Genomic DNA, 14,589 nt, shown 5'->3' on the forward strand with positions numbered 1-14,589 from the left:
GAAGGTTATCCACCACTTCAGAGCGAAGTTAAATGGTTTCCAGGAACTTCTGCAACCCCCTGGCTACCATAAAATTCGACCGTCAAGGTAGTCACCAGCTCTCACTCCAATACGATGAATTATAAATAATCGGCAGGTTGTCGATTTCATAAATTAATATTTGCTCAACATATGATTTCACTGTCAGAATAGACTGCATATTAGTATATTTGTTTGTAAACCGTACTGTGCTAGCTTTTATGCAAACTCTCTCTTATGAATCACTCCAGGCCGAACATGCCTGGATGCTCGTCTGCGATCAACTTCAACAACGGAACAATGTCCTGGCGAAAAGCATTTCGCATATGGAGCGAGATCCTAAGGAACTTCCAATGGCCAGTCGGCTAATTATCCTTCGATATCATCTGAAAATGAGCCTACGCCAGCTTACACAGGCTGCTCGCCAAACTAGTTTACAATCGCAGAAAAACAGCCAATTGGCAACTCAATGGGAGCACGTTCACCAGTTATTCTTTCTGCTTCGCCAGATAGACAGCGAACTGGGCCGTGCTTCAAACGAAAATTCGAATCTGCGCTCCTGTTTAAAATCACTGGATGGGCGTGTTTATCGATCAGCACTCGTCCATCTTAACTAGTTCATTTTGTTTGACATACAAAAAGGTCATTGGTTGCCAGACGATCTGCCTCGCAACCAATGACCTTTTTGTATCTAATCCGATTTTACCGCTTACGGTTCGAACGAACAAATTGCAACTTCTGTACATCAACAGTTATACAACCAGGTTCGCAGGGAGCAGCACCGGGGGTACCTACCAAAAACTGCTCGCCTGGTGCCTCTGGCGTTGGCCCATCTGGACTGGTGGCAATCCAGGCAAACTCCGACCATGCACCTGGTGTTGGGCCATCAGACACTAAGACGAATTCGATCTGCCCAATTGTGTAATCCAGCCAGTTATGATTTTGGCTCAAGTCAAGCTCATACGTATGATACTGTCCATCATTTTTGATGGGAAAATCCATGTAACGATCACCCGTACCATACATAACCTGATCGTCAGTCCGTCGCCACTTCATTCGAAGCTTTGTATTTGGGGTTTGAAAAGCTGCCCGTACGTATAGTTTAGGATTATCGCTTCCTTTCCAAAAAACAAAAGGTGATATAATTTTTGCATTTACAGCATCATCCCAAAACACGTGTAGCTTTCCAGAAATAGGCCAGCCCGTATCCTGCGCGCCCCCCAATGTCCAGCCTTTACGCGCATTATCGAATACATAGTTAGGACCAGGTTTTGATTTCGGTCGGCTATATACGCGAGACCGTATCTCGCTTAGGTGGCCTAAAATCAATTCATAATCCCATTCATGAACCAGATTATAATCGAGGACAATTCGCGGGGTAGCGGCAATATACGATGCAACAGTACTAAACTCATCCCCGCTCAAATCTGCACCAAAATAACCTCTTTTCCATTCATAGTTGTTGCCAAGCAGGTATAACCCTACGCCATACCCATTGTCGTTAGTCGATGCCATCCAGGGTTCCGTCGGAAATACGTCACCAAACATAGATGTTGCTGGCGGCTGGATACGAGAGAGCGTCAGATCGCCGTTTGCAAAGGGGGTTTTGCCCGAGTAATACCACATATTGTGATAATCGCCTGTCAGATATACGCATGGAAACTCCTGTTGGCGCGATTCGTACTGATTTTTGTCAGATCGGGCCATCGTTACTTTCGCATGCACCTTTACCACATTACCATCCAGTCGAATCCAGTGCTCAATTGTGGCCTCACCAGCCTGGTTATTGAAGGCAAACTGTTTGGGAATGGTTTTGGTATACAACAAGTTCTCCTGTTTGGCAACAGCCACCACCTGTGAGGGATTACCATATACATCGCCAGCCTGAATTGGGTTCCAGCCCAATCCGGTCCAGGCTACGTTACCATTCTCGGAGTAATTAAGTGGGCCCCCATACATGCCAATCTGAATTTGGCGACCCAAATCCGGGTTACTGACCATATTACGGGTAGTAACCTTACCCCCATGATCGTCCAGAAAAGTCAGGTGGGTAATAGCACCCCCGGCATTGGTATTGATACCCACCCGAATTTGTGAGTTTTCGATGGTCAACAAGCCATCAGTTCCTGACCGAAGCGAGGGAGATGTACTACTACTTGGTGTAGTGGTTGTAGTACTAGTTCGAATCTGTGCGAAAAGAAACGCTGGAGCCAGCAAGAGGGCTACCCCTATCAGGCAGCCAAAACGTTGAATGGAAAAAAAAGAGATGTGGGCCATAAAACCAGTACGATTAAGTGTACCAATTTCGATGACCAACAAATAACATGCCAACACCAGGCTATATCTAGTTAACAATTTACCAATTCTATAAACTATTTAACTAATTGACTTAACGCACTATCAGCAAGTTGACCAGATTGAATGAGAAGTATATACTTAAATGTAACCGATTTACCAGCAGAAAGTGTATAGTTCATAGCAGGAGCCTTACCACTACTCATCACCGCTGCTCCTAATGGATTAGCAGCAAACAGACCATAACCTCGTGCATGCCAGTAGGTTGGATAACCTACATTTTTAGGATTATCCAGCAGAACAACTGATAGAGCTTCCCCGTTGATCGTTCCTGTCAGTTTCATCCAGGGTGCGCGGGTACCCCACACCGCATCGCCTTCAATGCCCTCGGCGCTGTGGTAAAGCCCAGTAACCCCCTCGTTATTCATTATAGGCACTTTGGTCTCTACGCCCTGGGCATCCGTAAATACTTCGGGTTTAGTGGCAGGTTGCTCAAGCTGATGGGCCATTCGCAACGCAATCATACCTTCTTTGTTGTCCTTGAATAGTACATCTTTATCAGCCGCTTTCAAGGTGGCGATCCGCTCAATTGTACGGCTATTGCCCGTTGCTTTGAATGCATAGGTTGTCGTTTCCTGAAGCATTACCTTCCCGTCCTTGTCGAGCCAGTCGGCGGTTACCACCAGTTCAGCCTGCCCTTTGCCGTTTTTCATCGACTTAATCCCCGTATGCACAATGGTTCCAAATGGCCCTTTATGTTCTGGTCCGACCTGAATCGAATTGTTCCAGAAGTCGTGTCCATTTACATCACCATAGTTAAACCACATACCTACATGGTGTGGGTGGTCGATCCGCTCACCCGGACGAGGATCGAGGGGCCAGCCGCGCGTAATAAAATTGCCCCCTGCCGACCGAATCGGATAGAGTACAGGTTTTTTCAGCACCGTTGGACCAGGATAGATATACGCAGTAAATGGTTTTCCATCAACGGTAACATCAACGCGTTTCTGGGCTTCGTTATGCGTAAGCTGAATCGATTGGGCAAAACTCGATACCATCGAGGTAAAAAGCAGAAGGGTTATTATAGGGTAGCGCATTAGAAAATGTATTGATCAGACTCACAAAGTTTACGTCAAAACAGGCAATAAACAAATGCCCCGACTAAAAGTCGGGGCACGAAATTGACCGCCTATATACTACTCCTCATGCATTAAGATGTACTATTCAGGCAGGGAATTGCTAGTAAAATCGGTCCAGAACCGATTAATTACCAGACAAGATTTTATTGTTCACTTCCTGATCGATCGTAATATAGCCTGGGTAATTGATGGCTTTATTACCGAGCGCCAGCGTTGGTTTAATTCTAATCGTCAGTTTTGATGGTTGCGTATTAGTGGCACCAGACAAATTTCTAACCAGTTGGGTAAAGGCATCCCGCGTTTTCGAGTCTGAAATAAGCTGGTACGCATTAGCGCTCAATCGAATAGGCACACGGGTTCTGCCACCAGGCTGCACTTCTATTCGTTGATTTACAAATCCGTTAAACAATTCCTGTCCAGTCAACAAAACTTTATATTCCAATTGGTTGATACCTGCCAGTTTACCCGTCGGGTTCGTTATATCAAGATTAATACGTGCATCCAGAGGTATGTTGCGGGTCAGCAAACCAGCAGCCAACCGGGGAAACCGGGTTACATCCATATTTTCGATATTGCGGAACTCGCGAACATCGGTACCAGCCAGATATACACTATCGGCCGATGCAATCGTATATCGGCAATCGCCCAGCGCCTTTGCCTGCGCAATTTGCTGATTAACGCTACAACGGTAAAACAAAATGGGTAAAGCCACTAAGGCCAGAATAAGTACTTTTTTCATGATTTGATGGTTGTCGTCCTTTTATTATAAACGTTCGACAGGGGGGAAAGTGTTTGGTTTAATTATTCTTAACAAACACCATCTGCATTCGATCAGCTTTGGCCACTTTTTTCCGAAAATCGATCCATTCTGTATAAGTAGATGCCGGAAAACGCCCCCCGTGCATAGTTATATGACGGACATACTTGATCCGGTCACCATCTACGTCTACTTGTGCCGTATACTGGCCAAATTTAGAATCCACGGCCACGGGCTTAATGGCAAATTCGGGTGTATAACCTTTCGGAATCTGGTAGGTAATGGTGTCGCTATCCTCAAAATCATAATTGGGCCCTAAATCAACGGCCGATTGTCGGGGTTGTAGCATCGGCGTCGCTAATGACAAAGCCGACATTAAATTGAGTGGCAGAAAGAGTCGATTACCACTTGGCGTTGCCCATTTTCTGACGGCCAGCGAGAGTGTTTCCGTAACGGCCGGGACTGAACTTTCCTGTTCCAAAAACGAAAACCCTGTCAGCTCAAAAGTGGGTACATGAATGCGCTTAAGCAGCCAGCTTCGTTGCTCGTCCCGATTCATACCATGAATCACCTGTCCGTAGTCGTCTTGCTGGAGACCTGTATAGCGCGTTCTGACGTCGGCTGTGGCATCACCCTGATCGGTCAGCACAATCGAAATACGTCGTTGTTGAAGGTTATCGGCAGATCGATAGCTGGGAGTTTTCACCAGTCGGCCACCATCGGGTGTGATCAGCAGGACATGACGATTACCCGTAAAATCACCAACATATCCAGGCTGGCCATGCTGGCTGGTACATTCCAGAAATAGCGTATCGCGGCCATCAGGTACGCATAAAATGATATGGTTGAACTGAAAACTCGGAAAGTCAACCAGGGCATCAGGCTCGTTGTCTCCCGCTTTCACCAGAGCCGGATAGGCGGTGACGCCAACGTTTTTCAGTAATGCCTGTGTGAAATTAGTAAGGGCTTTACAATCCCCGTATTTACTGGCCGCTACCTTATCGGCCTCGATCGTCTGCCAGCCACCAATACCCAGCTGGATACTCACATACCGAGTCTGGTCCTGCAGAAACGAATAAATCTTCCGAACTTTACCGACTGTGGTCGTTTCGTTTTTGGTCAACTCCTGTATACGCTGTCGAAGATCGGCAGGAATGGCATCACGGCCCGTATTTAAGGTATAATAGAACCGCCCTACATCACTCCAGGAGGTTACTTTCCCTTTATATCCCTGCACTTCAAAATCCGTCGGAGCGGTATACACGATCGGCAATTGCTCCCAACTTGGGGGCGATAATGGCTCCAGTTCCAGGGCAGGTCGATTAGTCAGTTTCCAGACGTAGGTTTTTCCTCCATCGGCCGACGGCGAAACAGTACCGGCTGTGGGTATATTCATTTCTTTATACCGCAACGCCAGCCCAGCGGGTATGGAGACGGAATAGGTAGCCTGCTCCAGAGCAACGTGTTCTTTTTTCAACGGCACCCAGGTTGGGTAAAACATCAGATTACGTTCCGTTGTCTCCACGGTAAATTCAACCGTGTAGGGATAGGTTGGTTGCCTGGGGAACTTTGCCGCTTTAATCCGTTGATCATCAAAAAAATTATAGTCAGAGAGCGTACTATAATCCTCAATATCTGATTTTTTCAGTCGCTTGATCAGTTTTCCATTTTCATCATAAAGGGCACCTTCCAGTTCTGTTACTTTTGAAAGCTTATCATATCCGACCACAATTGTAGCATCGTCATCAGCCTCTTTATCAAGTACAGTCACTACAGTATGTACACGCCGTACTGCCTCTCCGGGTGCCTTTATGGTAAAGGAGGTTTCATGCTGCCGAATAACACTATGGGCATTTTCTTTCAGGGATGCCGGAATAGCATCGGCTTTATATTCAGTCTGTGCCCAGCCACTCGAGTAGCTTAATAGAGCCATCAGTAAAAGATGCTTCATGACTATTTCTTTTCAGCTACGGGACCACGTTTGAGAATGACAGGTTCGGCATGTTTGGCTACAATTCGGCTAAACAGCTCCCGAACGTTGGGATACTCTTCTGCATAATACATTGGCTTTCGCAGCATGATCCGACTCATAATCTGAAGCTTATTTTCGGCATTCATGCCTATCTGATAGATAAATCGGCCGGCATTCTCAGGCAGCGTCATCGATACAGGTTTTGGCATTTCCTCAACCTGGTAACCTTGCGGTAAGGTGTAGGTAACTATAAACGTTTCTTCCTTGGCGTAACCAAAATCAACCGGATAAAGTCGTTCAGGTTCTTTAAATGGATTAATACCATGGCCTTCGGTCAGCATCGGTCGTAAGTAAAGCCGGTCACCTGCGCGGCCACAGGCATCGGGGATCGAAAACGTATAATCGGTATTAAATGCACTGCTGTTCCAGTCCGCCCCTGAAAAATCAACCTTCTCAATTTGCCAGATCGGTCTTCGTTTCCGAATGCCTTCCAGGTATTTTGTTTTACCCTCTGAAGCAAATGATTTGCGAGCCCTCAACGCACTATACCCTACCTGCGACTGCCGTAATGTACCCGTTATTTCTCCGTCATCGCTGATCGTAAACGATCCCGTATACGAATCAACCTCTCGTTCAGTGGGCATCAGGGAAATAAACCGTGCCCCCGAGGAGTTCACTAGTCGTCCGGTTCCATTCAGGCAATGAACGGGCAACATACCTGGTATCAGGAATGGGTCGGTAGCATCCAGCAGCATATCCTTACCACCAACCGAAACCTGAGCGACGACGTAATTGAATTTTCGAATCAGCGCATAAGATTCATTGATGCGGCCATTAGACCGGGTACTCAGAATAACCGGATTCGCATCGAGGTCCATTTCACGCAGGAGAGCAACCAACATCAGATTAATACCGGCCGCATTTCCTTTTTTGTTCTCGAAAACCCGTTTAATATCCTCTTGAGAAACAAATCCACCGACTCCGTCCCATTTTATAGCTTTCCGGATAAACTCATAAGCTGCCGTCACCCGGCCCAGCGTATCGGCATGCTGGCTGAGTATGGTTTTAGCCGTTTCTCGCAGAAACGGAGCACGTTTAATCTGACCACCAAAGTCTACATCGTTCAGCAGCGTCCGGTCGAGGTCGGTCCAACTTACCGATAAGTCGTGTTTCCGTAAATCGACCCATTGGTAACTGGCTAATTCAAACTCGATTTTAGCCATATAATCATCTTCGGTAGTGATATAGGCCTCGTCGCGGAAAGCCGGAATATCTTTCATGGCAAATCGATAGGCTGATGCCGACGCTCCATTTTGGCCAGGATACAAATCGACCGACTTGACGGTACGTTCATTTACCACCATCTGGATATACCCAGTCTGGAGGATTTTGTAATAAAAATAATCGGGAATCGTGATTCGGTATTCGCTCCAGTTAACGGGAATATCCTGCTGAAACGTCCAGGTTCGGGGCGTATATCGAACACTAAAGGGCGTTCGGACCGTGTATTTATACTCGATGATGGTGCCTTCGCGTACGTTTGGCAATGTGTATTTTTCCAGGTAATAATCATCCGAAACCTTCTCCGAAAAGTGCGCTGTTTTCGGAAAGTGATCGATCATTACGTTACCATCGACGATGTTGTAACTATAACCGTCAAACTCCGAAACGTATTCGTGCTGCCCCGATCGACCGCGCCGGGTAGAAATCTGCACGGTTGCCCGATTATAGGCTGACTTTTTGTTGATTTTAGTCCGGCTATGACAGGTAAACACCAGCCAGACTTCACCCTGATTTTCCTCAAACGTTACCTCGCCAAAATCGTAGAGTACGAGCGCTTCGGCAGTGGAGTCTGTTGACACTTTGGCAAACTCCTCGCGGGCGATGACCCCAAATTTGACTACTGGTGCCGGATCAGGGGCTTTATTTTTTGACTTTTGAGCGAACGAAACCGAAAAACTGAGACAAAATGATAGAACTACTGTTGCCAGCGAGCAATGGGCAAGCGAAGAAGGGAACATAAATGGTGGATATGGTACGTAACTATTTGCGGCCAAGATAAGCGTTTAGCCATATTTCTACAATGCCCGTATAGAAAATAACAATATCTAGTTCATGACTATTCCCACGACAGTTTCAGCAACGACACGCCCTGACGAGGTAATGAAAATGGGAGAATGGCTTCGCCATTTTTTACGGTGATCCACTCTGGTGAGGTTAGCAGTTGCAATTGGCCCGCTTTCTCCAGTTCCGCAACCTGTTCGGGGGTAGGCGTCTTGGGTGATCCCATTTTTTTCCAGATTTCATACGAGTTACTATGCTCTTTGTCGATGCGGTAATGCTGGATCAACACTCGTTGGGCAGGCACCCCTTTTAATTGCACCGACACAGGCGCATCAGGGGCCGGTGCATTGTCGTCGTGATAATGCCAGACCAGTACCGAAGCCGTTTTCGCATCTTTTGTGGCTAAGGCATTGATATCGGGCTCGGCCCGCACACTCTGATCCCGAATCCGGGCGTAATCGTAGCCGGAACCACCCGAAACACCTACCCGATTTCCGCCCATCATGCCAAACATTCGAAATACATTCAGAACGGGCTTATCGACACCATTCGTGGCCAGATCGCGGAAGCCCCGAAACCAGGGCTGATCCTCAAACTCAAACGCCCAGGTAACCGCTCCTTCCAGATTGACCCCATGCGATTGGGCCAGGTCATATTTGCGAGCAAACGAAGCGGCTGTATAGCTTGAGTACATGGTTCCGTTGCGATAGGCATTCTGCGGGTGTAAATCTTCCGAGCAGGCGGCACATCCCTCCGGGTCCGATTCACCAATAATGATCGGTAGCTGTTTCAAGGTCGGGTACGAGGCCACAATCTCACACCCTTTGCTAATGTCGCGGAATTGAGTGCCCATATTCATTTGCACCACGCCGTTGACTAACTTCGGTGCTCCCTTCGCATGAAAGGTTATAAAATCAATGGGCGAACCCGTTTTGCCGGTAACATAATTGGTTCCACTCACCACATGGTCCATGAAAGCCTTGAAAAATTTCTGCGAGCCTTCGCTACCGGGGCCTGTTACCTCGGGGCCACCCATTTTAGCCGTCGGTAAGGCCCGTTTTACTGCATCGGCGGTGTAGTCGTAGAGCTTGATATACTCCTCCGTAGTGCCTTTCCAGTAGCTGATGTTTGGTTCATTCCACAATTCCCAGTACCAGCTTTCGACCTCTTTCTGACCATAACGGGCTATGGAATGTTTCACCCACTGAAAGACTAGTTCACTCCATTTTTTGTAATCGGTTGGCGGGTAGGCCCAACCCGTATAGATATCGTTGTAGTTATCGCCGGGTTTCCAGTAATGGCGATAGGGCTTTGGTTTGGTCGAAAGCGCTTCCGGCATGAATCCGATCTGGGCAATGGGTTTCATACCACGCTCGATGTACGTATCGAAAATTTTATCGACGATGGTCCAGTCATAGACGGGATTACCTTTTTTATCCTCCGTATACGCGTTGGTTGATCCCCATTTCAGAGCGGCTGTGCCATCGCCCGTAACCAGCAGGCTATGTGCCCGTACATTGACAGGTACTTTACTCAACTGCGAAATTTTTGTCAGCAGTTTTTTCCCATCTTTCATGTAGGTATAGTTCGGCTCATCGTAGCCAAACCACGCCCAGATCGGTTTCAGAGGTCCTTTGTCGGCTTGTAAATCAACGTTGATGTTAATTGGCTGGGGTTGAGACCCCTGTGCAGAACTAATCGTAGTTGCCCAGCTATAGATCAAAATAGCGGTTATGCAGGCAAAGACTTTCCGTAATTTCATTGCGTGTAGGGAAGATATTGTACCCTAAAGAAACCGACCGGGTACGGTTTACCCTTAGATGCCTTAAAATGCATGCCTACTGACCACGATGAATCCCCGAACGTTTTACAACCGTGAGTAAAGTGCTGCGCCTGGTCAAACATATTATTGTTTCTGATATACCCGAACGTAGTCGACCTCAAATCGAGTTGGGAAGGCAGTATTGGTAGGGTCTCCCCCATTATCGCCACCAATGGCCAGATTCAGCAGGATATAATGCGGCTGGCGAAAGGGATTACTCTTCGTGCCATCCCCATTGATCGTTTCCGCTAATGAAACCTCATTCAGCAACGCATCGTCGACATACAGCCGAATAGCCGATTCGTCCCAGTCCATCCGCCAGATATGAAATTTCTTCGCCCAATCGGGAACGTTGAAGGTACTAATCGGCTTTTTTATTGATCGCCATTCAGCTGTATATCGCTTTGCCGTTCCCCAGGCTACATTCGCCAGCAACATACTCCGGTAATACTCCATAATGTCGATTTCACCATTGGAAGGCCACTCACCGGCAACACCCAATGTCCAGAAAGCAGGCCACAAACCGGGGCTGATGTCGATACGCCCCCGCATTTCGAAGCGGCCGTATTGCCAGCTATGCAACTCACGCGTGTGCAGACTAGAAGCTGTATAGTCGATAGTAGGGCGATTGGTCCTCCAGTCGGAGCTATTTGGCTGGTAGGTTGGATTCGGCTTTTGCTCCCGTCGCCCTTCAATAATCAGCATGCCATTTTCGCAGCTGGCATTTTCGGGCTGATACCACTGAATTTCATGGTTCCGCACGAACCCCTTTTCAAAAGACCAATTTTTGGAATTAGGAGGGCCAGGTGTATCAAATTCATCCGCCCATACGAGTTTCCAATTGCCTTTCGATTTATCCGATGGAGCGACAGATTGACCGAATCCAGCCTGACTGATGAGTATCGCGGTTAATAGGAGTAGTAAACGGTTCATAGAGTTCATTTTTCCCTTATGTATCTCTCTACTAGATACTTGATTTAAAATGATACATCCCGACGAAGAAGATCCACTAACATTCACCATGTTGAGATCCCACCTTCGTCGGGATGGCAAAAAAATCGTTTGAACCCCTTCAGCAGGAAGAGGCCCAATGACTACTCATTCGTAAACTTGCCATTCACCAGCCGCCAGATATGCAATGGATTGGCAGCCTTCAACTCATCAGGAAGCAAGGCATCCGGGAAATTCTGATAACAAACCGGGCGCGCAAAGCGCAGAATGGCATTCGTACCGACAGACGTAGAACGCGAATCAGTTGTAGCCGGATAAGGACCTCCATGCTGCATGGCGTGGCTTACTTCGACACCCGTTGGGAAACCATTGATCAACAATCGCCCAACTTTTTGTTCCAGTATCTCCAGTAGATCGGCATATTCCAGTAACTCGTCGTCGGTTCCGTAAACGGTCGCGGTCAGGTGTCCTTCAAGCCCCTTTGCTACCGCCAGCAACTCATCGCGGCTACCCGCTTCAACGACAACACTGCTTGGGCCAAATACTTCTTCGGCAATGGCAGGGTTGGACAGCAGCGCTTCGCCCGTGGTGGCCAATAACGTAGGCGTACCGTTGGCAAAACTTTCAGCACTTGGAGCCTGCGCCACAACCTGAACACCTTCTGTACTGCTCAGCTTGCTCAGTCCGTTTGTAAACGCCTGTTGAATTCCCTGAGTGAGCATAGTAGCAGGTTGACTACCAGCCACTACCCGACCTGCTTCCTGCACAAACGCCTGCGATTCGGGCGACTGTTGCACAATGGCCAGTCCGGGATTGGTACAAAACTGCCCTACGCCTAACGTAACTGAACCGACATAACTCTGAGCAATGGCACTCCCTTTCTCTTTCAGCAGTTCAGGCAAAAAGAAAACCGGGTTTGTACTACCCATTTCAGCATAAACTGGAATGGGTTCATGCCGCCGAGCAGCCGCATCGAATATAGCTTTGCCACCCCGCCATGACCCTGTGAAACCAATGGCCTTAATGGCAGGATGCTCCACAATGGCCATACCTACGGCTACCGTGCGGCCCTGTACCAGCGAGAACGTTCCGGCAGGCAATCCACAGACTTCAACGGCCCGGCTAATGGCATCTCCAACGAGTTGAGAAGTCCCCGGATGGGCTGGGTGCCCTTTTACCACAACCGGACAACCAGCCGCCAGCGCCGAAGCGGTATCCCCTCCAGCAACTGAAAAGGCCAGTGGAAAATTGCTCGCGCCAAAAACGCCAACCGGCCCCAGTGGTCGCAACATCTGACGCAAATCAGGCCGGGGCAGAGGCTGACGGTCGGGCAGGGCCTTATCGATTCGGGCATTTACCCACGAGCCTTCACGCAGGTATTCGGCAAACAGCCGTAGCTGGCCTGTTGTGCGCCCACGCTCGCCTGTCAGCCGGGCGAGTGGCAAGCCCGATTCGGCCTGAGCCCGATTGAGTAATTCATCACCTAATGCTTCGATTTCGGTCGCAATCTGCTCCAGAAATCTTGCCTTTTCGGCACCCGATTTCTTCCGGTATTCGGTAAACGCTTCGGCAGCCCGTTCGCAAGCCTGCGCTACTTCGGCGGCTGTTGCTTCCTGAAAATCACCAGGCAGGAATTGACCAGTAGCGGGATTAATACCCTGAAATGTTTCGGGAGTGGAGGGCATAACCGTTGGTAAGTCCATCATAACAAATGGGATAAAATAAGTGTGCTTTAGGGTTTACGGTATACGATGGCCGATGTATAAGGATGGTTTGTATCAGCCACTATATATCGAAAACGGTAAACAAAAAACGATCAACGTGTTGCTGATTCAACAGCGTAGAATCGCCAATTAGTTTTAAAATCTTTATCTAATTTCTGGTTAGTAAGAATGGCCCGTACCATTTCTACTGGCATCGAGTTAAGCTGCATAACCGCGTCGTGGTACTGCTTGTAGGTCATCTTTCCACTGTCGACCAATTCTTTTTTCAACGCCCAGAACTGGAACGCACCCGTCATATACGCCAATTGGTATAGGGGTGGATAGCCTCCCACAAACGACCGGCGCACCTCTCCTTCGGCATTGGCCCGCTCATGCCCTACGCGATCAACCAGAAAGTCGATACACTGCTGGGGCGACCATTGGCCAAGATGGTAATTGAGCGAGAAAATAATGCGGGCGCAACGGTGCATCCGCCAGAACAACATACCAATCCGATCTTCGGGAGACTGGGGAAACCCCTGATCCCACAAGACCATTTCCCAGTACAAGGCCCAGCCTTCAATCCAGAATGGAGTGTCGAACTGCCGATATACCTTATACCGATTGTTCATAAAGCCCTGTAAATGATGCCCAGCAATGAGTTCGTGATGGACCGTAGCCCGGGAGAAATGTGGATTGTTTCCGCGCATACTCATCAGTTTATCGGGGTGCGACATGTCGCTGGTGGGATAGGAAATGAGTAACTGTTCACCGCCCAGAAAAAATGGAGCTACGCGCTGGCGTTCGGGCGACATCATGTTCATGCGCCAAGTTTCTTCGGCCAATGGAGGAATCGTAATCAAGTCTTTGTTTTTGAGGAAAGCGATGGATTCGTTGTACAGTCCTAAAATCATTTCGGGCTGTTTGCCAACAGGCACGTAGGTGTTTTTGACTTTCTCCTGAGCCGCTTTCCAGTTATCTCCAAAACCCATCTCGCGGGAAGCTTTCAGCAGTTCACGGTCACACCAGGCAAATTCCTTATTCGCAATCTCGATCAACTCTTCCGGCGAATACGGAATCATTTCGACCTGTAGCTGGCGAAGTAATTCGGTTCGCCCAACAGCTACGCCCGCAATGCCACTCCCATCGTCTTTCGTCGGCGCAGCTTCCTTCGCCTTTTTCTGAAAAAATTTCACATAGGCATTCAATAGGCTATCGGCTTTCGGATACGATTTCTCCATCCACCAGCTGAAGGTAGGGTCGTAGGCGTTGTAGAAGGTATAAACACTTTTAAGTGCTTGCTGTAATCCCTGCGCCGTCGATTCAGCCCGTCGTACCAAAGCCGGGTCCAGTTTACCGCTTTTCTCCACTTCTTTCTGAGCAGCTACAATCTGCGGCCCCAACTTATTCAGATTGGCAGCCAACGCCTGTGCATTCAGAACATGCCCCCGCCGACGTAATTTTTCAACGGCATAAATCGAATCGGCAAAGGGGAACCACGGTTTTATCGTAGAACGCTCTTCGGCTTCCTGATTCAGTTTATACAGTTCCTGCTGTAAATTCCGCCGAAACAGCAGGTAATCGACCCGGCTGTCAGTCGTCATGCGGTCGAAATCCAACTTCTGTAGTTTTTCCAGATACTCACTGTGCAGTTTCTGAAATCGCTCCCGACGCTCTGGCGATCCTGTTATCGTATAAAAACGACTTAAGCTTCCGTAATCTGCCTCATACTGAGTCAACTGATGATGAACATCACTCGTTTGCGGATTGATAGCTTTGAGGTAAGCCGGTTGGCCAATAGCTTTCGGAAAAGTAATAGCTAGGCTAAGGGCAATAAGGGGCAGGAGGAATGATTTCAGTGATGGCAT

Annotated in this window: 10 protein-coding genes; 1 reads left to right on the forward strand and 9 read right to left on the reverse strand. The window is 48.2% G+C overall.

What is annotated here, in order from left to right:
- Positions 1 to 239: 239 nt before the first annotated feature.
- A complete protein-coding gene (locus BGO59_RS04795) occupies positions 240 to 635 on the forward strand; it encodes a hypothetical protein (RefSeq protein WP_293681397.1) in 396 nt (131 codons plus the stop codon).
- Positions 636 to 720: 85 nt separating this feature from the next.
- Here BGO59_RS04795 and BGO59_RS04800 read toward each other — a convergent pair whose 3' ends face one another.
- The 9 genes from BGO59_RS04800 to BGO59_RS04840 all read right to left on the reverse strand — a co-directional run bounded on the left by BGO59_RS04800 (position 721) and on the right by BGO59_RS04840 (position 14,589).
- The gene (locus BGO59_RS04800; protein ID WP_293681400.1) at positions 721 to 2,295 is read right to left on the reverse strand and encodes a hypothetical protein; all 1,575 of its coding nucleotides are present in this window, start codon (positions 2,293 to 2,295) and stop codon (positions 721 to 723) included.
- A gap of 95 nt (positions 2,296 to 2,390) precedes the next feature.
- Complete coding sequence (locus BGO59_RS04805) at positions 2,391 to 3,410, reverse strand: PmoA family protein (RefSeq protein ID WP_293681403.1); 1,020 nt, start codon at positions 3,408 to 3,410, stop codon at positions 2,391 to 2,393.
- A 166-nt stretch (positions 3,411 to 3,576) separates the two neighbouring features.
- Complete coding sequence (locus tag BGO59_RS04810; RefSeq protein ID WP_293681406.1) at positions 3,577 to 4,191, reverse strand: hypothetical protein; 615 nt, start codon at positions 4,189 to 4,191, stop codon at positions 3,577 to 3,579.
- Positions 4,192 to 4,249: 58 nt separating this feature from the next.
- Positions 4,250 to 6,160 carry a DUF3857 domain-containing protein gene (locus BGO59_RS04815; protein ID WP_293681409.1) on the reverse strand — a complete coding sequence of 637 codons (1,911 nt, stop codon included), beginning with the start codon at positions 6,158 to 6,160 and terminating at the stop codon, positions 4,250 to 4,252.
- A 2-nt stretch (positions 6,161 to 6,162) separates the two neighbouring features.
- Positions 6,163 to 8,202: a transglutaminase domain-containing protein gene (locus tag BGO59_RS04820; RefSeq protein WP_293681412.1), complete on the reverse strand. Its 2,040-nt coding sequence runs from the start codon at positions 8,200 to 8,202 to the stop codon at positions 6,163 to 6,165.
- Positions 8,203 to 8,300: 98 nt separating this feature from the next.
- A complete protein-coding gene (locus tag BGO59_RS04825) occupies positions 8,301 to 10,007 on the reverse strand; it encodes a beta-xylosidase (protein WP_293681415.1) in 1,707 nt (568 codons plus the stop codon).
- Between the two features lie 144 nt (positions 10,008 to 10,151).
- The gene (locus BGO59_RS04830) at positions 10,152 to 11,000 is read right to left on the reverse strand and encodes a glycoside hydrolase family 16 protein (RefSeq protein ID WP_293681418.1); all 849 of its coding nucleotides are present in this window, start codon (positions 10,998 to 11,000) and stop codon (positions 10,152 to 10,154) included.
- Positions 11,001 to 11,161: 161 nt separating this feature from the next.
- On the reverse strand, positions 11,162 to 12,724 hold the full coding sequence (locus tag BGO59_RS04835; protein ID WP_293681421.1) for an aldehyde dehydrogenase (NADP(+)): 1,563 nt from the start codon (positions 12,722 to 12,724) through the stop codon (positions 11,162 to 11,164).
- 110 nt (positions 12,725 to 12,834) lie between these two features.
- Positions 12,835 to 14,589, reverse strand: a complete 1,755-nt coding sequence (locus BGO59_RS04840; protein WP_293681424.1) for a DUF885 family protein — start codon at positions 14,587 to 14,589, stop codon at positions 12,835 to 12,837.

This window comes from Spirosoma sp. 48-14 (genome assembly GCF_001898575.1).
Taxonomy (GTDB): Bacteria; Bacteroidota; Bacteroidia; order Cytophagales; family Spirosomataceae; genus Spirosoma.